The organism is Pseudoalteromonas sp. R3 (genome assembly GCF_004014715.1).
GTDB lineage: Bacteria > Pseudomonadota > Gammaproteobacteria > Enterobacterales > Alteromonadaceae > Pseudoalteromonas.
In genome coordinates, this window is the sequence record NZ_CP034834.1 from 1,231,337 (window position 1) to 1,254,723 (window position 23,387).

The window sequence follows — 23,387 nt, forward strand, 5'->3', positions numbered from 1 at the left end:
ATAAATAATTTTGTTCTAGGTGCGACTTGTGTCGCACTTTTTTTGTTGTTAAAGTGCGACACATGTCACACAAAAAGAAAAACAGCACAATATGAAACCCAATACTACTGAATTAGAAATCCTCAAACTGCTATGGCAACAGGAGCCTCGCACCGCCAAAGAAATTCACGATGCGATAGCTGAGCGATTTAATTGGTCCTATTCCTCAACACGCAAAACCCTGGAGCGCATGGGTGATAAAGGCCTGCTGGCCGTCGGAGAGCAAGGCAATAAAAAATCCTACACAGCCAGGGTAGAGAAAGTGCCCACGCTGGCAGCTTATGCGCAGGAGTTTGCCAAAAATGTATTGGAACTGGATGGACCGTTGCCGGTTGCCATGTTTGCCGACAGTCGCCTGATTGAGTCACAGGAGCTAGACGAACTGGAGCATCTGCTGCAATCTCTGTCTGAACAGGATAAACGAGGACAGTAGTATGACTTTGGCAACGTTGTTTGCAGTCTTAGGATCACTGCTACTGTGGTGTATTGTCAGTGCTGCCCTGGTAAAGGTTGGTCGCATGCTGAGTCGTTATCATCCGGCGTCTCCCGCTTTGTGGTGGGCTGTTCTGGCACTGAGTTTTGTGCCCTTTATTCCGTTGCCAGACATGGCGCTAAACGGCTCGATCCCAGTAGTACTTTATGACTTTGTTGAACCGGCGGGAAAGCTTCATTTAAGCACGGAATTATTGCTGGACACCAAGTATGAATGGGACTGGCTGTGGGTGTTCATTGCGCTGACATCGCTGCTTGCTATGCAAAGTATTCGCTATTTGGCGCGCTTACTCAACAAGTTTGCCAGCCTGCGCGCTTTGATGGCAAGTGCCGAGCCTCTGCAGGCAAGCCTTTGTGACTCACTCGTGCCTCTACCTCGTGTGAAAGGTCGGCAGATCCCCGTTTTTGTTTTACCGCTCAATTGCACGGCATTTGCTGCGGGTGTGCGTAAGCCCGTGATTGTCATGCCTCAGTATTTCACTACTTTACCTCAGCCCAAACAGCAGACCTTGCTGTTGCATGAAGTCACGCACCTCGCCCACAAAGATCACATTGCCATTATGGTTTGGCAGGTCGTGAGATGTTTGTTTTGGTTCAACCCGGCGATTGGCAAAATGGAAGCGGCGTTTATCAATGCTATGGAAGCGCGCTGCGATGCGCAAACCATTGAGTACTATGGTATTAACCGCCAGCAATATGCGGCGACCTTGTTGGAAGCGCTGAAACACAGCACATCCCACAAAACGCCCAATGCTGTAGCGGGGTTTGCTTCAGAGGCGCTGTCGCTGGCTGACTATAAAAGCAGACTGATACAGATAATGAAGCCGGTTAAAGCACGGCACCGATTTGTCATTGTGAATGTACTACTGATCGGTCTGTTCAGCGTGTTTATTTCTTACCAGGTAAAGCCTTTGTTAAGTCCTCAGACCCCGAACTGGCAGTGGCCGATGAGTGATTATGAAATCAGTGCTCACTTCGGTCACGTGTCGGCTTTTCGCAATCATAAACCTCACGGCGGACTTGATCTGGTTGCCGCAAAAGGCACCCCACTGGGTGCTCTGGCCACCGGCAAGGTGCTGGTCGCGGATGATACCAGTCTGGCGGCAAACTATGGCAAAACTGTACTGATCCAGCATAGCAATGGCTATCAGAGTTTATACGCTCATCTGGACAGCATTGCTGTGCAACCAGGTGAGTGGGTCTCAGCCGGAGAGGTTGTCGGTACCCTGGGAGACAGTGGCCGTGTTACAGGGGCGCATCTGCACCTGGAAATTCTGGCTGACGGAGAGCGCCTTGACCCGCTGAGCATATTTTCAAAGGATTAAATTATGAAATACCATCTGATGATCGCCATACCTGCGGGTATGGTGCTAAGCACACTTGTGTCTGAGTTACCTGAACAGGCGAGCGAAAAAGTAGAGCCAGCATGTACGTCGGTTATTGCACACGCCAAACCTGGAACACAGCATCTCACCTCTGAGCGAACTGTGTCTTTACAACCCGCTGAACATGAAAGTGCACCAAAGGTTGAACACAAGATCCTGACGCTTACGGCCGGTCAGTCATTTATTGCTTTGCTGAAACCTTTTGGACTAAATGAGCATCAGGCGTTTAAGTTGCAGCAATTGATGGCGCCAGAGATAAATCTGAGCCAGCTACAGGCTGGACAAAAGGTTCAAATCGGACTGACGGCGGAGCAGCTGAGTTCTGTTACATTGGCAACCGGATTTGCGCAGCGTCTGAGTGTTTCTATGGAGGGAGAGTGGCAAAAGCGCCTCTATGAGCTTGATACCCATTCAGCTCAGGCTGTTCATGATGTCGCTATTACTCAGAGCTTATATGAATCATCTGTAAATGATGATGTGCCGTTAGATGTCGTGAATCAGGCGATTACTGTATTTTCCCACTTTGTCGACTTTCAGCGTGAAATACATCATGGTGATGTACTTACGCTAATGTATGACAAGGCTGTGCTGGTTGTCAAAGATGGACTACACCAAAAGCTGGAGCAACCTGGTCAGTTACGCTTTGCCAGGTTGCAGAATCAGGGTGAAGATCTGACGGTATATCATCATGACGGGGGCAATGAACTGAGCGGTTTCTACTTTGCTGACGGTCGGCCTGCGCAGAGTTTTTTACTCAAAACACCATTAAACGGGGCACGTTTATCATCTAAGTTTGGCAGTCGCAAGCACCCTATTCTTGGCTATACCCGTTTGCACGCGGGTCTGGATTTTGGCGCTCCTGTTGGCACTCCTATTTTTGCCGCGGGTAATGGCACCATAAAAAAAGCGGGATGGGGAGGCAGTTTTGGTAATCGAGTGGTGATCCGTCATACCAATGGCTATGACACCCTATACGCACATCTCAAGGGCGTCGCAAAAGACATAAAGCCGGGTACTCGCGTCAAACAGGGAGAGGTGATTGGGTATCTGGGTAACACCGGATTGTCGCAAGCTCGCCACCTGCATTATGAGGTGCACAAAAATGGTAAACCGATTAATCCGTTATCGCTCAGACATGTTGAGCAGCAGCGCCTGAAAGGTGATGACCTGACCCAATTGCAAAAAGCAATTGCAAAGGTTCATAAAAACCCGGAGCTTGGTCAATACGTTACCAATATTTCTGTCACGGATAATTTGTAACTTTCAGAAGAGTAGAGTAGAGCATAGAACATGCTCTACTTTTTGGAACTGATAGATTATTGCTCAACCACGTAATGGCGATTGTTCAGCTCTTGTCTGAGCACGTTATTGTTCAGATAAGAGTAAGTCATCGGGCGGTTGGCTGCATCGACCTGACCGTGGTTCTCGACGGTGTTTTCTTTGATCTGGTTCGGGGTTTGCGTGTTCGTTGCATACAATTTGATGCCATAACTGCCAGGGTGGACTATCAGGTTTTCACTGTATACGTGTGCATCACCACCGGTTATAGTGCTGTCTTGCTGAGCTGGGTTACGAGCAAAAATACCATTTTCTCCGGCATACAGAATGCGGTTGTCATGGATTGTCAGCCCATCACCATCTAGCATCATACCGTTACCACCGCTGCGATAGATCAGGTTACCTGTCACTACGACATGGTCACCGCCAACCTGAATGCCGGTATTCTGATATTTAGGGTCAAACGGGCTGACGCCGGTGCGGTAAATCTTGTTATTGCGGATTGTCGCATCACCTGCCACCGAGTTGAGCTGAATGCCATCGGCACCAATGTTTTCCAGAGTATTGTTGTAAATATCTACATCAGTCAGCTTATGTGGATAGACAGTGGTTACAACACCATCACACTCCAGCTTGCGGCTCTTCCCTGTATAGCCGATGTACATACCTTCGCCTGTTTCAGTGTCATGGATATAGTTATGGTGAACGCGCAGTCCACGCATGGTGAAATTCTCCTGCCAGGTAGCCGGGTCACAGGTTGGATCGGTTTTAATCAACAACCCGGCAAACCGCGCGCGATAAATTTCAATGTTATCTATCTCAATATACTCGCTCAGCCCACCAATCCCGACTGTACCACCAAGGCGCATGCCGTAGCCTGTTTCACCGCGGCTACCAGTAATGCGTAGCTGAGATGATTTCTCAACGGCGATACTATACTCGTATGGACGCGTTGTGACTGTACCGTCTTCATTGCGGATCACCACGGGCTTGCCCGCTTCCCCATGCACATTACGAATGCGCAATGGGCCGCGTTCACCGGCAGCTAAACAAATCGTATCTCCGGCAACAATACCGAGTGTGTCACCATCCACCAAATGATGGCTGGAAGAAATGACGACATCACATTGTGCGCCAGCAAGTGCCTGAGGAATGTTGCACAGCGCCAGTGCGCCCGAGATCAGAGTTAACTTGAAGATTTTCGTGTTATTCATTGCTTCTTCCTTATTGAAGTCATGGTTACACTTATAATTGATTAACGAAGATACCATCATAAAATGCGTTAATATCCTGCCTGTCTGGGGGGGATCTGCCAAAAGCGCGAAATACACCGTTCGACACCTTATTTTTAAACAGGTACTGGTACAATTTACTGTGTCATCGACAGTATTCTACAGCCCAATGCTGACAACGCTATTAAGCAGACGGGTATCATTCGTTAAAATGCATTGTGCTATTAAATGAAATGCTTGTCTATTATTCAGATAATGTTTTGTTACTCATTTTGGATTAGATGATCCAATATTGCTAATTCATTATTGGTATTTATCTGTACCCAAAGTGGAAAGTGATCGCTCAGTTCATAGGTCCACTTACTCTCGGGAATGCCACTATCATCAAATAACGCAGCCATCAGACCGTCGGCGGCAAAGTCAATCACACCACCTTTGTCGGCATAGCTAAAGGCCAATCTGGCACGATGTAAAATCTGATCATAGCGTTTATTTCCTGCGCTTGCGGCGGTGTCATGGATATCGGCCAGAGCCAGCGGCATCTGTAGTCCGCTTGACTGAGTAAGTGCCTGATAGAAGCGGTCGCCAATGCGGGGAATGTTGAAATCGCCGACCACAATGAGATCTTCATCGAATACGCTGTCGGCGTTATCGACCCAGCGACTTTTGATCCACTCAGCAAAGCTTGCCAGCTCTTGCTCCCGGCCGGGGCGTGTACCCCAACGCGCATGCATAGCCAGCATCATAAAATCAAAATTGCCCGCTTTGAAAGAAGCCATATAAGGCGCACGCCACCAGGATTGCTCGCTGATATATTGGCCCTCTATTTTCTGCCTGTCGGGCTGCGCCTCAGCCGCCAGGCCGGTAAATTGCACCATGCGTTTGTCAAAGACAAAGGCGGTGCGCTCCCAGTTGCCACCAAAGTCACTTTGCCAGTCACTGATCACAAATTGCCAGTCGGGTCCTAGCAAACGCATCACCCGTTTAAAATCTGTTAAGTCGTCTCTGAGCTCTGTGATTGCAATTAAATCAAATTGATACAAAGTACGCGCAATAAGTGAAATCGCCAGTTCACTGCGTGGTCGCTTTCCAAAATCACGAATATTCCAGGTTGCGATGTTAAGGGTTTCGTCCAACATTGATGGTGGAATATCGCTCTGCTCAATACGTTCTACAAGCAGTTTGAGCTTTTTTGCGATACCTTTTGAAAGGGTGGTCAGTTCCATGATTTACCTTAAGCGATGATGAATAGATTCATAAAGTTAGACCAATATTGGGTAAATACCAATACATTCAGACCCGAGTGATATTTTTGATAGCGGGTTTGTGCAACAATGGTAAACTCCACAAATACACACGTCTCAGGAAAGATGATGAAAAAAAGACTACTGCTGCTTCCTTTAATTACCTTACTAGGCGCCTGCTCAGACAGTGAAGTCGGCGATGTATCCCTTGGTTTGTTTACGCTCAAAGACATCAAATTACACTCCATGACAGACCCGATTGTTACTGGGGTTACTTGCCACGTCGCCAGTGTTGAAGCCGATCTCAGTCTGTCGGACCCAAGCGACAGCTCCATTGCTTGTCGTCAGACAGGGGAGATTACACCGCAAATGATAGCGCAGATAGATAAGAGCAAATCTGGTGAAGTGGTGTTTAAACAGTCTAAAAGCGTGTTTTTCAAATCCATGAAAGTCAGACGGATATATGATGGCGAGCATCAAACCCTCATGTACTTGTCATATACAACCAAAGAGACCTCCGGGAGTTTTAAACACAGTTTATCGACTGTGCCGTTGTGGGGCACTCAGGCCTATTCAGAAAACCTTGTTGGTCAAAAATAATTAACTGAAATACAATAAGTTGAGTATTATGAAGCAGCTACTTACCACCCTGGCTATCATTGTGATGGTTTGGATTAGCCCCGCCCAGGCATTGGGTGAACGCCCGGATGTTGGCATCATACCTGCACCTGACTGGGTCGAGACGCAAACACTGGCAAAATTACCAGATACCCTGCACAAACCACTTCATTATCGGCTGGTGGACAAGCAGGTGAGTGATGTGACTGAGCAAATGTCTTTTTCTCATAATCGTTATGTATTTACTGACGCTGCAGGTGTTCAGGAAGGGAGCACCGTACGAGTGCGGTTTAACCCTGCGTTTCAGAAGCTGGTGTTTCACAACGTCACGATATTGCGAGAGGGGGAGGCGGTTTATCAGCTAAGTCAGCAAGACATTAAGGTGATCAACGCGGAAGATGATCAGCAAAACAATATGTATTCAGGCTTGTTTGATGCACTGATTTTGCTTCAGGATGTGCGCGTTGGTGACGAACTGGATGTGAGTTATAGTTTGTCTGGTACTAACCCGGTGCTGGGAGAGCGCTTCAGTTACTTTGATAATCTGGGGTGGCGTGTCGCTGTGGATTTACTGACCTTTAAGCTGACGCTGCCCGGAGATAAAAAAGTAGCGTATAAAGTGTTCGGCGACTCAAATGCCCAGGTGCAACACCAACAAAGCGATACCATGCAAACCTACACGGTGCGTGTGGAGAACAGCGTAGCGCATACAGTAGAGCACGAGCTTCCTGGCTGGTTTAGCCCTTTTCCCTATATTCAGTTTACTGAGTTCAATTCCTGGCTTGAAGTACAAGCCTGGGCGGCTGAGCTGTTCAAAGTAGATTCAGAGCTGAGCCCGGCGTTACAGGCGTATATTAATGAACTAAAAGCACTGCCTCAAGATCAGGCCATTGAGCAGGCGATTACGTTTGTTCAGGATGAGATCCGATATCTTGGCTTAGAGCTTGGTGTGAACTCGCATCAGCCTAATATGCCACATCAGGTTTATGAGAAACGCTTTGGTGACTGTAAAGACAAAACACTGTTGCTGAACACCCTGCTTAAGGCACTTGAAATCGAAGCGCAACCTGCATTGGTATCTACCGAAAAGCGAGACTACATCAATGAGTTTTTACCGACGCATAGCGCGTTTAACCATGTCATTACTTATTTTACCCTGGACGGACAGGAGTTTTGGGTAGACCCGACAATTAGCTATCAGGGAAACAGCCTGAACGCTTTATATCAGCCCGATTACGGAAGGGCTTTGTTAGTCGATGCGCAATCTGGTGCTTTGAAAGAAGTTGAGGTTAAAGTGGCACGCCATGGTATCGACATCAATGAAATGATCATTGCCCCTGATTATGTTTCGCCAGTGCAATGGCGTATTGAGTCACAGTATTATGGTTGGCAAGCCGAGCGTCTGCGTTATCAGCTGGCCTCTTCGCAAAAGAAGCAATTTCAGGAACACTCGCTGAATTACTACGCACAGTTTTATCCTGGGGTTCAGGTTAAAACCCCCATTTCCTTTTCGGACAATCGCCGCGACAATGTGATCACGGTTGTTGAGTCTTATTGGGTGCCCGATTTTTGGCAATCAGGAGACGCCGGCTCAGTTGAATTTTATCTTGGTGCTGGCAATGTCGGCCAGTATGTCAAACTACCTCAGACAGTCCGCCGTAAGCAACCGCTGGCAAAAGTATACCCAATGACAACGTCTCAACGGGTTACGTTGCTGATGCCTATGGACGTTGATTTCAGTGCGCTGGCTTATCAAAAGTCTTTCACTGATCCCTATATGCGTATTCACAGTGCAATGGAATATGATCGCCGTCGAGTGACTTTTCACAGTCAGTACGAGGCGCTCGCAGAATATGTGCCGGTTGAAGCGGTGCCCGCTCACCTGAGCAAATTAAAGCAGGCCAGCAAGTTCACCGGATTTGGTGGCTCGGTATCTGAGGTGACGACCAACCCGAACCACACCGTATTCAGAGATTTCGTCGACCAGATGGAACGTACGACTAAGATGAAGTTTGTTGGAGAGTCATTATGATGCGTTTAATTGGAACATTACTGCTGATCTTGATTACGTCCGGATGTGCATCAACCAAAAAAACGGTGCTACTTAACGACACTCAGTCTATTTATGATGCAAATAAAACGCTGGAATACGTGCTAAATGATCCCGACCCCCGCATGCTGTTGGACTTGATAGACAAAGAAGCCAGCGAAACTTATGCCAAAGATGAGATAGGCATTAGCGAGGAAGAGTTTGCACTGAACAGCGCCATTGTCACGATTGCCGCATTGAAAGGTCTGAGTCGTTTCGATCATGTTGTCTACTCACACAGTCGGACACAAGGGAACTACTGGTACAGTCATTATATCTTTTCCAATAACAACGGCAGTTATGCTCTGGTAGATCTGGTTTTGACCAAACAGGGGAAGAAACTGGTGGATGTCCACAATCATGTGTTTCGTTCCAGTGTCGTCAATTATCTGGGCGAATATGAAAAACATATTGAACAAAAAGGATATGATGACGCACTTACAAAAATAGAAGAGCAGATAGAGAATAATGATCCACAGTCGGCACTGGAACATTATCTGGCCTTGCCCGAAGAGGTGCGTATGCTTGGGGTCGTACATGAATCATTGTTTCGATTTATTAAGCGTTGTAGCTCAGAGGCATATCAAGCATTTTGCAACCGCGTTTTATCGGACAGTCAGCATGAGTACCAGGGCCTGCTAAGAGCAAATTTGTACAGCAACCTCAACGAGTATGCCAAGGCATTGTCTGAGTACGAGCAAGTGCCCGAAGCAATACGTAGCAGCGCGCCAATTTTAATGGAAGAGGCCGTTTTACAGGCCCGTCAAGGGAATAAGCGGGAGGGCTTTGCCCTGGCGCTAGATGCCCTATACCGAGCGTCGGGCCACTCCTATGGATACTTGATGTTACTACAGGTTTCTTTGTTCTCAGGTGAGCATGAGTTCTCGGCAGAGCTACTTTCTTTTATTAAGAAGACCTTTGAAATCCAATTTACCGAGCAGGAACTGGCAGATTTTAGTGGTGACAGTGGGTTTATTCAGTCTGATCAATACGCGCAGTTTAAGCTGAGCTATTTTTAACCTAATTGAAAAAGGAGTAGATAATGTGGATTAAGAATACGCCGCTGGAAGGCCAGTACATAAGGCTTGAGCCCCTGGCTCTTGAACATGTTGATGAGCTTAAAGAAGCTGTTGAGGATGGCCAAAGTTGGAAGCTCTGGTATGCAAATGTGCCGTCACCCCAACAGATGCAACAGTATGTCGAAAAAGCGTTAAGTAAGGTTGCAGAGGATCAGGTGACCTTCGTTGTAAGATCGATAGCAAGCGGGCACATTGTTGGTACTACCCGCTATTACGATATTAAGCCCGAGCACAAACGCGCTTCGATTGGTTATACCTGGTATAGCGCAGCGGTCAGGCGAACACCGGTCAACACGGAGGCAAAACTCTTGTTGATGACAAACTTGTTCGAAACGTGTGGTGCGTTGTCACTGGAATTCAAAACGCACTTTTTTAATCACCCGTCACGACAAGCAATCGAGCGTTTAGGGGCTAAATTGGATGGCGTACTCAGAAGTCATCAGATTTTGGCGGATGGCTCTGTTCGTGATACCGCCGTGTATTCCATTCTGGCCTCTGAGTGGCCAGCGGTTCGCAACCATCTTAAAGCAAAACTCACAGCCCGTTAAAACGGGCTGTGAAGCTCAAAGCGATGCCCGCCAATCTGGATGTCCTTAAATCTGGGCTCTACAATCTCAAAGTTACCTGACTTAATGGCATCCAGCAGGTCGTCCGACTGTTCACCATAGACTTTCTGATCCAGATAGCCTGTTTGCCAGCCTTGTACACCATTTACAGTGCCCAGGTAGAACACTCTGAGCTCAACTCTGCGCTGAGTCTTGGCAATGAACAAATATTCAGGCTCAGGTGTATTATCGAGCTCAATGGTGCGCAGCATTAGCTCTGAGGCGTCTTCAAACAAATGCGAGTTGTGTCTGGCAAAAGTCTCCAGAGCGGTCACTAAGTTCTGTGGTAGTGAATGCTTATCGTGCTCTGGCATTTCAATCAGATCCAATAAGGTTTGCGTCGTCAGTGGTTTTGTTTCCAGAGTCAGTGCAGTTTGGATCCGCCGCTTTAGTTGCTCGTCGCTGACTTCATGTTGTAGCGATTCGAGTGCAATCAGCCCTTTTTGTCCCAGCTCATTCACCAGATAGCGAGGGTCGAAGTCCGCAGGCTGGGTAATCCCGGCATTGAGGCGCTTTATCTGAGAGTTAACACTCAGACCTCGAAAATCCAGCAATGGCGTTTGGGTCGTTATCAGCAGCCCAAGCAGACACAAAGTCAGCGGTCGATTAACTGCGCTCAATCGCTTGTGCCAGTCGCGCTTGTGAGCGGCGAGTTGCCACACATAACCAAGACAAACAGCCATGCTAACGCCTGCAATCAGCACCGCCCAAAGTCGTGCCAGGCTTAGGCCGTATTGACCTATTCTGAGGTATAAACCCCAACCGCTGAGTGCCAGGTAGCAGGGCAAAAGGAGCAGACCTATTGCAATGAAATGGCGATACCACCGGCGCTGAGTTAACGCGTCTCCAGACAGGTTTAAGCACAATACGATGGCCCCGACCAGCACAAAGATCAGGCTACTTCCGCCGTTGTGCCAGAGTGTGTCTAACTCACTGAATAACACAGCCACGAAAAACAGCATGGCCACAGCGCTCAATACAGGTAATAACAAGGTGGCAAAGTTTCGACAAATGGCGAATAGCTGATTGGCGAAGTTGCTGCGACTGCGCGCCTGGATAACGCCAATGGCCTGGCTTAATGTAATGGCTGGGTAGAAAAACCAGGGCTCAGAAAACAAATCGGTGAAAAACCCGATTTCAATCACTTCAAACAAACTGGCCCATAACATTAACAACATCAGTACAGACAGCGTAAATAACTGCGCCGCAGCGAAAACCAATAAAAAGCGACCCAGCGAGGCGCTTAGCAAATCGTAGCTGGGCAACCAGTTTGCTCGACTGTTTTGAGTTATCCATGGCACCAGTAATACAGAGGCCAGAAACACGATCAGTGGGTAAGGCCAGGCCTGAGAAGGTAAAGGTGCGCGTTCAGGAAGCAGCTGGCTGCCCAGATAAAAGCCACACAGAGTGAATATCAGTGCATAGAGCCCCAGCTGGATATAAAACGACGCTCTAAGCTGAGCAAAGCTTGAAAAAATCAGGGTTGAGGGCACAAATATAATCAACGAATAGGCGGCAAACAGCCAGTGCGGTGATTGTCCTGGCCAAAACTCGAAGTTGACAGATTGATGCAGGATGATCAGAAAAAAGCTTTGCAGTAGTGCGACCAGTAGCAGTTTACGGCCAGCCAGCAATGGTTCCATAAGTTTCTCACAATATCAGTTCCTTGTTCCTGTCATTTAAACTTAACAGGGCTGAAATGCAAGTAAAAGAAGAACCCCAGTGAGTTAAATCTCTGAATTATGCAACAAAGCGTTTGACATATTATGTCTTGGTGTGGCAGATTGACTGTGTGGTAAACAGACATCATTGATGTTTGAACCTGTCAAATAAGTGCCTGAAGACTCTAGCTTAAATGGTGCGAAAGAATCTTCCCATGGTTAGATATGCTGTTTGTATTTGGGCATATGGTACCCCATTCTCACATGCGGCTATCTGGCGATTTAAAGCGGCGCTTTTTACGTTTGTTTACCAAGCTGGCGTTTAGCAGGTGTTATGATTGCCATTACCACGCTATGCTCCTTTCGTTTTCATAAACGCAACAATTGCCCGTGTAAGGAGGAAATATGGACTTTTTAAACACGGCCTTCACTTTTCCCACAGTGGTCTACTCTACATTACTGCTGATAGTACTACTGTTTTGGCTGATTTCTTTAGCTGGTTTTGCCGACCCCGATATGCTCGATGGCGATGCCGATATCGAAGTTGAGGGGGGGGCTGACGGCGGCTCGTTATGGCAAATGGGCTTTGGCGGCGTACCCTTAACCGTGTCAATCAGCTTAATCGTTGCACTGAGCTGGGTGGTTAGCTTTTACGCTCAAAAACTATTTGCGTATCTGCTGGGCGATGGTGTGATGTTTTACCTGACAGGCGGCGCTTTTATGCTGGGTAGCCTGTTCGTGGCGTTGCCGTTGGCTGCAGCTGCAGTGCGACCCCTGCGTGGCTTATTTGAAAGTCAGCAAACAAGCAGTAAAGATGCGTTAGTCGGACTGGAATGTGTGATTGCCACCGGAAAAGTCACCGCAACATTTGGCCAGGCGCGCGTTTCCTATGAGGGCAGCGAGCAGTTAGTCGAAGTCAGATGTGATGAAGAAAATACGTTTACTCAGGGTGATAAAGCACTGCTGATTGAACACAACGCAACAACCCATAGCTATACAATCGTCACCAACCCCTGGTGATGGCTCAATTTTAAACGGCGCCGGATAAGCGCCCGGGAATAACTTATAAAACTTATCAGGAAGAGATATGGAATTTTTAAATAACCTTGGACCTGTTTTGACTATCGCTGGTTTGGTCATCACCGTTGTTTTTGCAGTCATTATGTTAATTGGTAAATTCTATCGTAAGGTGGAACAAGGCCATGCCCTGATCATCAATAAAACGAAGAATGAGCCAGATGTTACCACCACAGGCGGCATTGTTTATCCGGTGATCCACAAGATGGAAGTGATGGACATTTCGACCAAACGCATGGTGCTGGAGCGCCGCGACAGCAGTGGTTTGATCTGTAAAGACAACATTCGTGCCGACATTGCCATTACCTTTTATATCCGCGTGAATGAAAATAAAGAAGACATACTGCGGGTAGCAAAACAGGTAGGGTGTGCGCGCGCGTCTGAGCCGGAAACACTGCAAGAACTGTTTGAAGCCAAGTTCTCAGAAGCACTGAAAACTGTGGGTAAACAGATGAACTTTGAGGAGCTGTTCACACACCGTAATGAGTTCCGCGACAGCATCAAAGAGGTGATTGGTCAGGACCTGTCGGGCTATACATTAGAAGATGTGGCGATTGACTATCTGGAGCAAACCTCAATCCACAAGCTGGATGCAAGCAATATTCTCGATGCGGAAGGTATTCGCCGTATCACTGAAAAAACCGCAGCGCAAAACGTTGAAACCAACCAGTTAAAGTGTGACGAGCAGGCGCAAATCGAGATCCAGAATCAGGCGGCACTGGAAAAAACGCTGGAAATTGAGCGTCAGAAAGAAGATGCCAAAGCGAAGCAAAAGCGTGAGATTGAAACCGTTCAGGCACGCGAAGAAGCCGAAGCTGAACGCGTCAAGCAAGAAGAGCGCCTGAAGTCTGAACAAGCGCGCCTTAAAGCCGATGAAGCAATCCAGATTGCAGAGCAGAACAGGCAGCGTGAAGTCGATATTGCTGAGCAAAATCGTCTGCGCGTGCTGGCCATTGAAGAAGAAAAAGTCGCCCGTTCGCGTGAAATTGAAGTCATTGAGCGTGAAAAAGAAACCGAGATCCTGCGCATTAACAAAGAAAAAGCGCTGGAAGTGGAGCGTAAAGAGATTGCAGATGTGCAACGTGACCGTGTTGCGGTTGAGAAAACCGTAGCCCAAGAGCAAGAGCGCATTAAAGACGTGCAGACACTGGCGGCTGCCGAGCGTGACAAGCAAGCCATTGTGATCCGTGCCCAGGCTGAAGCAGAGGAAGCTTTAGTGAAAGACATTGAAGCGGCAAAAGCACAAGAGCAGGCAGCAGAATTCAAAGCCCGTGAAATGGAAAAAATGGCTGAAGCTGAGCTGCGTATTGCAAACCAGCAGGCTGAGTCGAAGAAAATTCTGGCAGAGGCAATGCAGGTTGAAGCTGCTGCTTCAGGTCTGGCGGAAGCCGAGGTGATCAAGGCTAAAGCACAAGCCAACGCATTGCAGGGTGAAACAGACGCCAAAGTACTGCAGCAGAAGCTAGAAGCAGAGGCCCACGGTAAGCGCGATATTGGTCTGGCAGATGCCGAAGTACAAACTGCTATGGCAGAAGCCATGGAGAAACAGGGTGAAGCGGAAGCGATTAACCTTGAGCGCAGAATGTCGGCCGAAGCCAAAGGTCTGGAAGAGAAGCTACAGGCCCTTAATGCTATGGATAAAGATGCCCGTGACTATGAAGGCTTTACGCTGCAACTGAACCAGCAAAAAGAGTTGACGCTGGCGCAGCTGGAAGCGAACAAAGAAATTGCAGCTCACCAGGCACAAGTGCTGGCTAAGGCACTGAGCGATGCAGACATTAACTTTATGGGTGGTGACGGCCAGTTCTTCAACCAGTTTATGAACGCCATCACACTGGGTAAATCCATTGATGGTTTGGTTAACGAAAGCCAGACAATGCAGACCGTGTTTAAAGATCACCTTAACGGTGAGCGGAATCTGATGGATGACCTCAAAGGCGTGCTGGCAGGTGCCAATGCTTCGTCTGAGACCCTGAAGAACATCAATATGAGTAAGTTTTTCCAGCAATTGAGCAACACATCAGATGCCGAAAAACAGCAATTGCTTAGCCTGCTTGGCAATTCACTGAACGGTAATTCAGCTAAAAACACAACACAGGAATAAACCCTGCGCCGGGGCGTTGCCCCAATGTTTTTTAAGGTGCGTGATAGCGAACCGGTATTGCGCACCGGATATGATTACAGGAAAGTGATATGACGGAACCAACAAGCCAGGACACTGCATCACACAGCGCGCTGGAGCAGGGCTCCTATCAACTGATAAAGCGCCGTCTGAGTAACTTCGGTAGTGAGCTACGCACTCAGGTGGATGACCTCAATAGCCAGCGTGTTGATGCGTTTGGCAGCACTGAGCTGAAAGTACAGGGTCGTGCCCGGGTTCGCACTGAGCATAATTGTATTCCCAGAGACATAGTACTGATTGGCGACAAACTGATCTTTGCATACAACGTCTTTATGGGCCTCAAGCAAAGCACCCACGTCAGTGATGTATTTAGTGTACAAAAGCTGGTGCAGCAGGATGACCACTATGAGGTTGAACCTTACCCTTCAGAGACCAAGTTTCTGACCGACGCCCGCTTTTTGCGGGACTTTGAAGAGCTTTATACCTATTACAAAGAAACCCGTTTGCAGCACCTGTTTGTGCAAGGTGGCAAGCTGTTTGCGCTGTTCCAGATTGGTGACAGGCTGAGCGATGTCAGGGTATTCCGCTGGCAAATTGCCGCGGACAATACGCTCGACTATATCGACAACCGTGGTGAACGAGACATCTCAGAGCACAGCGGCTTTGATTTTGAATGGATTAAGACGGACCGTGCCCAGCATGAGGAAGGCCGACACCCGCACATTAATGTGCTCGACAAAGTGTTTGTCGAAACCGTTGGTGGCGACCTGACCATCAAAATAGAGAACAATACGGAAACTGGCGAAGGGATTTACAGCGAGCCGGTGGAAGACAGTAATCAGTCATTGGCAGACTGTGAGTTGTATTATGCTCAGGTGGGGGAATTGATCCTGCTCAGGGTATTACCCTATCGCGAAAAGCAGTGGCGTTACTTTATCTATAATTGCCGCAGTCAACAGGTAGTGAGACAGGATGCCATCGGTCAGGCTTGTGTCCAGTTGCCTGAAGACCACGGTATCATTTTCCCGGGTGGATACTATTTGCAATCCGGCCAGACGCGCTATTTTGAAGATAAAATAGAGGATTTGGAGTTTCATCGTCAGCTGAAATCGCCTAATGGTGAAGACGTGCTGTACGTTTTTTATGAGCCTACCGAAGGTCGCTATGCGCTGTTTGCCTACAACATCATCGAAAAGAACCTGCAAAACCCCATTTATTGTCATGGCTATGGCATTTATGAAGACGGTTTAACGCTGACCTTTAAAGCAGAGCAGGAAGAAGCTGAGCGGGTTCATCCCATCCAGATCTGGCAAAGCCCCTTTTGTTCAGCAGAGTTTGCAGCCAATGCGCCGGCACCCACAAGCGGCCTTGGCCGTATAGGCAACCCGGATCTGGTCAGGGCTATCTCTGATTTATACAGTGTCTGTAAGGCCATCAGTGAACAAAACCCCAGTGTCTTTCATTACGAGGATCTGATCTCCCATACCCGCGGAATACTTGACCGTTACCACTGGCTGGCAGAAGCGGATTTCAGCACCATTAATTCGCAGCTGCATGACATCTTTGAAACCTCAGAGCAGGTGCTGGACGAGTTCGAAAAAGTCAGCCAGATCCAGCAAAGTGCCCGACAGGCCGAAGCGGAAATTGAACAGGAAAGCCATCAGGTACTGCGTGAGGTACGCCCCGATAGCTTTAAACTGGCCAGCGAGTTTGTGGCCAGTCTGGATGCGCTGAAACTGCTCAAAGGGAAAGTGATCAGTCTGGAGGAAGTGAAATACATTAATCTGGATGTACTCAGTACCATTCAAAGCAATATTGATGAGCAGACTCGCATACTCAGCCATGCCACGGCGACTTTCCTGCAGCAGGATAAAGCACTGGCGCCGTATCATGAGCAGTTGCAGGAAATTAATGAGAAAAGTGAGCAAAGCGACAGTGTCACTGAGCTCAAAGGGTATCTTGGTTCACTGGAAACGCTGGGCGGCGAGTTGGATCTGCTCAACCACACCATGCTGGATCTGGAGATTGAAGACAGCCGGGTAAGAACCCAAATTCTTGAAGACGTGAGTGGCGTCTATGCGCTGGTTAACCGCGCTAAAGCGGCCGTTGAGATCCGCCGTAAAAGTCTCGGGAGTGTTGAGGCCAAGGCCGAATTTGCCGCGCGCTTTAAGCTGTTCAGTCAGAGTATCACCAGTGCCCTGAGTGCCGCTAAAACGCCTGAACAATGTGACGAGCAGCTCTCTCGGTTGCTTATACAGCTTGAGGAGCTTGAGTCTCAGTTCAGTGAGTACGATGAGTTTCTGAGTGAGATCCTGGCAAAGCGGGATGATGTTTACGAAAGCTTTGAAGCGCATAAGCAGCAGCTGATTGACGAACGCCAACGTCGGGCACTGAATCTGGCAACCGCAGCAGAGCGGATTTTGCAGGGAGTAAGCCGTCGCACCCAAAGCTTTACTGAGCTGGACCAGATAAACAGTTATTTTGCCTCTGACCCTATGATCAGTAAGCTGCGCAGTCTGACTCAGGAACTAAAAGAGCTTGGCGACGAGGTTAAAGCAGATGACATTGCCGCTAAGCTCAAAGCCAGTAAAGATCAGGGGATCCGTTCGCTCAGAGATAAACAGGATATCTATAGCGATGGCGGCAAAACCGTCAAAATCGGCAAGCATGGCTTTAGTGTTAATAAACAGGTGCTGGACCTGACGTTGTTGCCTCGAGATGACGAGTTAATGCTACACCTGACCGGTACCGAGTACTTCGATGTTATTCCCGATCAGCAAGCCCGTTCACAGTTGGCACAGGCCGCGGATTACTGGGCGCAAACCTTGCCTTCCGAAAGTGCAGAGATTTATCGCGGTGAGTTTTTGTCAGCGCAGATCCTGCGTGCGGCGCAACGAGGTGAGTCTGGCTTGTCGATGGAACAGCTCCAGCGTGCACAGCAAGAAGACTCGTTACTGACTTTAGTGCAAGCATTTGCTGAGCCCAGATATCAGGAAGGCTATGAAAAAGGCATTCATGACTTTGATGCAACCCAGATCCTGAGTGCGTTACTGAAACAGAAAAGCGAGCTGGGGTTGCTGATCTATCCCGCCAGCTGCCGGGTGATGGCGCAGCTGTTTGTCTCTGCGTTAGAGCGTGAGAAATTACAACCGTTGCAGCAACAAGCCACTCAGGCGCAATTGATGGCCACGACGCTGAACGATCCGCGCTTTAACCAGTTACTGATTGGTGAGCTAAGTGAACAACTAAACCATTTTGCAGCGCAGCTGGGTGATTACACAGGGAGTCTGGCGCGTTATTCTGCGCCACTGAGCGCTGAATATCTCATTCAGGTGTTGGCAAGCAGTAACGACCAGCCGCAGTTTGAAGTGCAGGCAGACGCACGTAAACTGGCGGAGCAGTTCCAGAGTATGGCTAAAGCCAAAGGCTTCTGGCAGACGCTGCAAGAGACCTTTGCTGAGTTAACCACCTTGTCAGAGAAGTGCCGCCTGGCGTCTGGCTGGCTGAGTGCTTATGGCGAGCAACATGACGCGAGCCTCGACTGTCAGATTGAAGCGGCGAATTACTTGTTGCTGGTTGAGCACAAAGCACTCAGTTATCAGGTGCGGGATGTTCAGACGCAGACGCACGTATCCGGTTTGATGGGGCAACACCTGCGTATTGAAGAGCAGACTCTGGCGCTCGATTATGCTGAGTTTTTGGCCCGGACCAGTGCTTACATTGAGCAGGCTTTACCTGCATATCAGCACTATCAGCAGTTAAAAGCCGATGTGCTGCAGGCGCAAAAAGCGCGTCTGCAACTGGAAGAGTTTAAGCCCAGACCGCTGAGCTCATTTGTGCGTAACCAGCTCATTGATAAGGTCTATTTTCCGATCATTGGCGATAACCTGGCCAAGCAAATCGGTGCCTCAGGCAGTGCTAAGCGCACCGATTTAATGGGCATGTTATTGCTGATCTCGCCGCCGGGATACGGTAAAACCACTTTGATTGAATATGTGGCAAACCGTCTGGGGCTGACCTTTGTTAAAGTGAACTGTCCGTCTATTGGTCATGATCAGGTCTCTTTAGATCCGTCGCAGGCAATCAATGCGACCGCCGCCAAAGAGATAGATAAAATCAACCAGAGCTTCGAAATGGGCAACAACGTAATGCTCTATCTGGATGACATTCAGCATACCAACCCGGAGTTTTTACAAAAGTTTATTTCGTTGTGTGACGGCTCACGACGCATTGACGGGGTATGGAATGGTAAGAGTAAAACCTACGACCTGCGTGGTAAAAAGTTTGCAGTGGTGATGGCGGGTAACCCGTATACCGAATCGGGTGAAAGCTTTAAGATCCCGGACATGCTGGCGAACCGGGCTGACATTTACAACCTGGGCGATACACTGGCCGGGTGTGAGCAAGAGTTTGCCATGAGCTTTGTGGAGAACGCACTTACTTCCAATGCAGTGCTGGCGCCACTGGCAAACCGCAATATGGCTGATTTGTACAAGCTGGTCCGAATTGCGCAGGGGGAAGACATTTCTCTGAACGAGCTGGAATATGGCTACTCTCAGGCACAGGCGAATGAAATTACAGCGGTACTTCAGAAGTTACTGGTCATTCGCGAAACCGTGCTTAAAGTAAACGCCCAATATATTGCCTCAGCAGCGCAGGACGATAATTATCGTACTGAGCCACCATTTAAGTTGCAGGGCAGTTACCGCAACATGAATAAGATGGCCGAAAAGGTAGTCGCCGCCATGAATCAGGCAGAACTGGAAAACCTGATCCGGGATCACTACCGGGGTGAAGCGCAAACACTGAGTAAGGGCAGTGAAGAAAACTTGCTTAAACTGGGTGAATTGCGCGATACCCTGACAGTACAGGAAAACGAGCGCTGGGCTCAGATCAAGGCGGACTATGCGCGCCTTAATCGGGCCAATGACGCAGGAAGTCCGGCATTGCTGGCGGTTGAGCAACTGGCTGAAGTGAGCGGGGCGTTGTCACAGATAGCGTCTCGTCTGGATAAAACGCAGTTAAGTCACAATTACAGTGAGCAGTTTGAAGGATTGCGAGCCATTCTTGGTGAACAGGGCGTGACAGCACAGCTGCAACAACTGACCCGACAAACTGAGCAGCCAGCCATCCTCACGGTGTTGGAGCAACTTGCTGAACAGCACAAGGCGCAAAACCAGCAACTACCGCATTGGCTGGAGACCATCACTGAGACAATAAACTCGGTCGCGCAGAACAGTGACCGCGTCACTCGTCAGGGGCAGGCTGAGCTCAAAGAAGTGCTCGAAGTGCTGGTGGCTTATCAACAGTCAGGGCAAAGCGAGCTGGTTCAGACACTGAGCGAGACGGTTGGTCAGGCGATGGCTCAAAGCGATCAGCTTGCTGCCAGCAATCAGGCAACGCTGCGGTCCGCGCTGGACTCAGTGCTCAGGCAGCAGCAAACCAACATGTCGGCTCAGGCTCAGGATATATCGAATGCACTGGCGCAGTCCGCTGCTGGGTTAGCGCATCATCAGAGCGCGCTGGATAACGTGCTGGCATCGCTGAGCAGTCAGCAACAGTCTGAACAGAGAAAGCAAAGTGATGCCCAGCAAGCACTGATTGGCGAATTAACCGCACAGCTGGCACGCATTCAGTCGGCTAATGTACAGGTAGATAACTACAGTGATGATGCCAGTGCCCAGGCGTTAGCAGCGGTCACTGAGTTACTGAGCCAAATGCATCAGGCGTCGCAGCAGAGTAATGATGCGGGGTTGCGGGCGCAACTCACAGAGATCCTTGATAAGCTTGAGAACTTGCAACTGGCGCCTGCTGATAGCAATGAACCAAGAGGAGAGAATCCTTATATGCTATAAGGCCGCACAGTGCGGCCTTATAAATTCTGCTTACTCCTCGCCTTCCGTGCTATTCGCGGTTGGTGCAGGAGTATCTGCCACTAAGCCCTGACTATCTCGGACGTTCTTTTGAACGGCAATTGCGGCATACAGGCTCATCAAATACGCGATACCATAAAAGCCCTTTTCACTGAGCAGTAGCTCGGCGCGCCACAGGGCAAATACCAGTAGCACTATGGCCAGAAGGGTGGAAGCCAGGCTCAAGACATAATACATGTTTGAGGTTGGGATTTGCTCCTGTCGGTCACGGATACACTTTTGCAGTGATACCGCAGAAAACAGGCCATACAGCAGGGCTATCAGGTAATACCCTTTTTCATTCAGTGCCATTTGCGCATTGAACAGGCCTATCAGGTAGCAGGCAATACCAATAAGCAGGGCAGCAACAGAGGCCAGTCTAAATGCTTTACTCGGTGCATAAGGGGTTGTTGTTGTCATACTGTGTTCTCCTAAAGCGGGTATTTCAGTTCAACCGGGCCATCCGGCGTCAGCACGGTACTGTGTGCCAGCAACTGATTGTTCTTTAGATAGCGGGCTATAGAGGTAAAAGTGGTGGTTTTGACCTTACCCTGGTGATCACTACTGTCTATGCCATCGTTAAAGAAGGAGCCCAGCGCCAGTTTAAAGCGGCTGACATTGAGTGTTTGCGGCTCAAAATAAGCTCGCGTATTCACTTTAAGCTGTGCCATGTCCGTGGTGTTATATAAAGCGGCATTGATCACATTCAGCGTGTGTTCGGTGCAATTTTGCTTCTGGTTGTTAAATGGGTTGGCTACCACTGAATAACGCGGATTATGGACCTTGGCAGGCACTCCCTGCGCAATTGCATCCAGTAACTTTTGTTGCAATGCCCGCGTGGGTATCGCAATGGCCGCTTTGAGGTCATGCACTGACCAGAAAAAGTCCGTCGGGTAATCCACTATCAGCTGGCTGGTGCCGGGGTCGTCGCTCAGTTGATATAAATTGTGAATAGCATAACCCTGCTTTTTCTCGCCATCTGTGGTCGTGAGTTCGGAGTAGACCGCCAGTGCAACATGGGTAAATTCTATGCCCTCAGGTAAGTCATTCTCGGGACGACCGACCCGGCCGATAACAAATACATGCGCGCCTTGTTGTGCGCTGTAGCGCTCAACCTGTTTGGCAAACTGAGCAATCTGGTTAGCTTCAAAGCGGGCTTCACCACTGTTTTGGCTGCCTGCAATCGTATGTGTGCTGGCACATATTGCTGCGGCCACGCACAATCCTTGTATCCAATTCATCATTACAGCTCCTCGTTAAGGGCTTGTGAAGGTGCAGGTCCTGCGATTAATACATCGTCACAAATGGGCAAAGGTTTTGGGTTGGCGGCATCAGATAAGCCTGCTGCGGCCTGGGTACTGGCAATACCTACTGAAATGGCACTGAATCCGATTATTGCGACGGGGATGGCAACAGCAACCATAGACACCGTTGCACCTTCAACGGCGCTTTCACCAACGCTAAGTGCACTGTACTTACTGGCCTGGCTACTATGATGGCTGGCCTGTGATGCATGGCTGTCATTGGCTGCTGCCTGCGTACAAACCATACTTAATAGTGCTGTGCATAAAACTGAACGAAGTAAGTGAGTCATATCTTTCCCTCCTGGTAAGCAAACCATGTGGTTTGCGTTGACTTGCTTTCCAATTTACCGGAGGGATTGAATTTGTATACTCAAAATTAATATGTATAGTAATTAGAGACTATAAGTATAGGAATTTAATACTTTGAGCCAGATCCCATTAATCACTTCAACGCTTAAACAGCTATTGAAGCAACACAAACTGACCTATAAAGAGGTTGCCAATGCACTGGATATGAGCGAGGCCAATGTGAAGCGGGTCTTTGCCAGCGAGCAGTTTAGCTTGCAGCGACTTGAGCAGATCTGTGATCTGATGCAATTGTCTTTGGCTGATTTGTTTGCGCTTGGAGAGCAAAAGCAATCACTTATCAGCCAGCTCACGCAGGCGCAGGAGCAGGAGTTGATGGAGAATCCAAAGCTCTTTTTAGTGGCTGTGTGCGTGCGTGATGGCTGGCAGTTTGAAGACATCATTTCGCAGTATCTGATAGATGAACTGGAGTGTATCCGCTTGCTGGCGCGTTTAGACAGTCTGAACATGATCCAGCTGCTGCCTAATAATCGTTATAAATCGCTGGTTGCTCAAGACTTTCGTTGGATCTCCGGCGGCCCGCTTGAGCGGTTTATCGAACAACAGGTGTTGACCAAGTTTTTACAGGGAGATTTTAACCGTGAGGATAGCTTTCGGTTTTATTTACGCGGAAGCTACAGTGATGCCACCATCAGTGTGGTACGGCGTCGTCTTGAGCAGCTCACCAAAGAAGTTGCTCAGCTTAACCAACAGGATGCACGGTTACCTCTGGACAAGCGTCAGAGTGTGGGGCTATTCATGGCGATGCGCCCCTGGCAACTGGGGTTGTTTAATGATCTCAGGCGGGATGATTAAAAACATATCTCATTAAGCTATGTCGACGAAAGGTTTCTTTGTTGTATTTAAATAGGTACGATGTCGGGTTTTTATTGACGATACAACAT

Annotated in this window: 17 protein-coding genes; 11 read left to right on the forward strand and 6 right to left on the reverse strand. The window is 48.7% G+C overall.

The window, feature by feature from the left end; genetic code table 11:
* The first annotated feature begins 91 nt into the window (after window positions 1-91).
* The 3 genes from ELR70_RS04475 to ELR70_RS04485 are packed head-to-tail and all read left to right on the forward strand — an operon-like array spanning window position 92 to window position 3,176.
* On the forward strand, window positions 92-472 hold the full coding sequence (locus ELR70_RS04475) for a crosslink repair DNA glycosylase YcaQ family protein (protein WP_054013473.1): 381 nt from the start codon (window positions 92-94) through the stop codon (window positions 470-472).
* A gap of 1 nt (window position 473) precedes the next feature.
* On the forward strand, window positions 474-1,856 hold the full coding sequence (locus ELR70_RS04480) for a M23/M56 family metallopeptidase (RefSeq protein ID WP_054013472.1): 1,383 nt from the start codon (window positions 474-476) through the stop codon (window positions 1,854-1,856).
* Between the two features lie 3 nt (window positions 1,857-1,859).
* A complete protein-coding gene (locus ELR70_RS04485; RefSeq protein WP_054013471.1) occupies window positions 1,860-3,176 on the forward strand; it encodes a peptidoglycan DD-metalloendopeptidase family protein in 1,317 nt (438 codons plus the stop codon).
* A 56-nt stretch (window positions 3,177-3,232) separates the two neighbouring features.
* Here the strand turns inward: ELR70_RS04485 and ELR70_RS04490 are convergent, their stop codons facing one another.
* Both ELR70_RS04490 and ELR70_RS04495 read right to left on the reverse strand, forming a co-directional pair.
* Window positions 3,233-4,408, reverse strand: a complete 1,176-nt coding sequence (locus ELR70_RS04490; RefSeq protein WP_054013470.1) for a right-handed parallel beta-helix repeat-containing protein — start codon at window positions 4,406-4,408, stop codon at window positions 3,233-3,235.
* Window positions 4,409-4,689: 281 nt separating this feature from the next.
* Window positions 4,690-5,652 (reverse strand): endonuclease/exonuclease/phosphatase family protein, encoded by a 963-nt coding sequence (locus ELR70_RS04495; RefSeq protein ID WP_054013469.1) that lies wholly within the window; start codon window positions 5,650-5,652, stop codon window positions 4,690-4,692.
* Between the two features lie 147 nt (window positions 5,653-5,799).
* On the opposite strand from ELR70_RS04495, the gene ELR70_RS04500 reads away from it, so the two are divergent.
* From ELR70_RS04500 to ELR70_RS04515, 4 genes are read left to right on the forward strand one after another with little or no spacing between them, the layout of a single operon-like run.
* Window positions 5,800-6,270, forward strand: coding sequence for a CreA family protein (locus ELR70_RS04500; RefSeq protein ID WP_054013468.1), 471 nt, complete (start codon window positions 5,800-5,802; stop codon window positions 6,268-6,270).
* 28 nt (window positions 6,271-6,298) lie between these two features.
* Window positions 6,299-8,320, forward strand: a complete 2,022-nt coding sequence (locus tag ELR70_RS04505; RefSeq protein ID WP_054013467.1) for a DUF3857 domain-containing protein — start codon at window positions 6,299-6,301, stop codon at window positions 8,318-8,320.
* On the forward strand, window positions 8,317-9,396 hold the full coding sequence (locus tag ELR70_RS04510) for a hypothetical protein (protein WP_054013466.1): 1,080 nt from the start codon (window positions 8,317-8,319) through the stop codon (window positions 9,394-9,396). The genes ELR70_RS04505 and ELR70_RS04510 overlap by 4 nt, the downstream gene beginning before the upstream one ends.
* Window positions 9,397-9,419: 23 nt before the next feature.
* Window positions 9,420-10,004, forward strand: coding sequence for a GNAT family protein (locus ELR70_RS04515; protein WP_054013465.1), 585 nt, complete (start codon window positions 9,420-9,422; stop codon window positions 10,002-10,004).
* On the opposite strand, the gene ELR70_RS04520 is transcribed toward ELR70_RS04515, so the two are convergent.
* Window positions 10,001-11,704, reverse strand: a complete 1,704-nt coding sequence (locus tag ELR70_RS04520; protein ID WP_054013464.1) for a DUF4153 domain-containing protein — start codon at window positions 11,702-11,704, stop codon at window positions 10,001-10,003. The genes ELR70_RS04515 and ELR70_RS04520 overlap by 4 nt on opposite strands.
* Before the next feature lie 423 nt (window positions 11,705-12,127).
* Here ELR70_RS04520 and ELR70_RS04525 point away from each other — a divergent pair, with 423 nt between their 5' ends.
* The 3 genes from ELR70_RS04525 to ELR70_RS04535 all read left to right on the forward strand — a co-directional run bounded on the left by ELR70_RS04525 (window position 12,128) and on the right by ELR70_RS04535 (window position 20,776).
* Window positions 12,128-12,742 (forward strand): OB-fold-containig protein, encoded by a 615-nt coding sequence (locus ELR70_RS04525; RefSeq protein ID WP_054013463.1) that lies wholly within the window; start codon window positions 12,128-12,130, stop codon window positions 12,740-12,742.
* A 67-nt stretch (window positions 12,743-12,809) separates the two neighbouring features.
* Window positions 12,810-14,903 carry an SPFH domain-containing protein gene (locus ELR70_RS04530; protein ID WP_054013462.1) on the forward strand — a complete coding sequence of 698 codons (2,094 nt, stop codon included), beginning with the start codon at window positions 12,810-12,812 and terminating at the stop codon, window positions 14,901-14,903.
* Window positions 14,904-14,992: 89 nt separating this feature from the next.
* Window positions 14,993-20,776, forward strand: a complete 5,784-nt coding sequence (locus tag ELR70_RS04535) for a DNA repair ATPase (protein ID WP_054013461.1) — start codon at window positions 14,993-14,995, stop codon at window positions 20,774-20,776.
* 30 nt (window positions 20,777-20,806) lie between these two features.
* On the opposite strand, the gene yiaA is transcribed toward ELR70_RS04535, so the two are convergent.
* Genes yiaA through ELR70_RS04550 form a run of 3 tightly spaced genes read right to left on the reverse strand, consistent with a single transcriptional unit; the run spans window position 20,807 to window position 22,427 of the window.
* Window positions 20,807-21,253 (reverse strand): inner membrane protein YiaA, encoded by a 447-nt coding sequence (gene yiaA, locus ELR70_RS04540; protein WP_054013460.1) that lies wholly within the window; start codon window positions 21,251-21,253, stop codon window positions 20,807-20,809.
* Between the two features lie 11 nt (window positions 21,254-21,264).
* Window positions 21,265-22,077 carry a DUF2145 domain-containing protein gene (locus ELR70_RS04545; protein ID WP_054013459.1) on the reverse strand — a complete coding sequence of 271 codons (813 nt, stop codon included), beginning with the start codon at window positions 22,075-22,077 and terminating at the stop codon, window positions 21,265-21,267.
* Window positions 22,077-22,427 (reverse strand): hypothetical protein, encoded by a 351-nt coding sequence (locus tag ELR70_RS04550; protein ID WP_054013458.1) that lies wholly within the window; start codon window positions 22,425-22,427, stop codon window positions 22,077-22,079. The genes ELR70_RS04545 and ELR70_RS04550 overlap by 1 nt, the downstream gene beginning before the upstream one ends.
* A gap of 133 nt (window positions 22,428-22,560) precedes the next feature.
* On the opposite strand from ELR70_RS04550, the gene ELR70_RS04555 reads away from it, so the two are divergent.
* Complete coding sequence (locus ELR70_RS04555; RefSeq protein ID WP_054013457.1) at window positions 22,561-23,298, forward strand: helix-turn-helix transcriptional regulator; 738 nt, start codon at window positions 22,561-22,563, stop codon at window positions 23,296-23,298.
* Window positions 23,299-23,387 lie beyond the last annotated feature (89 nt).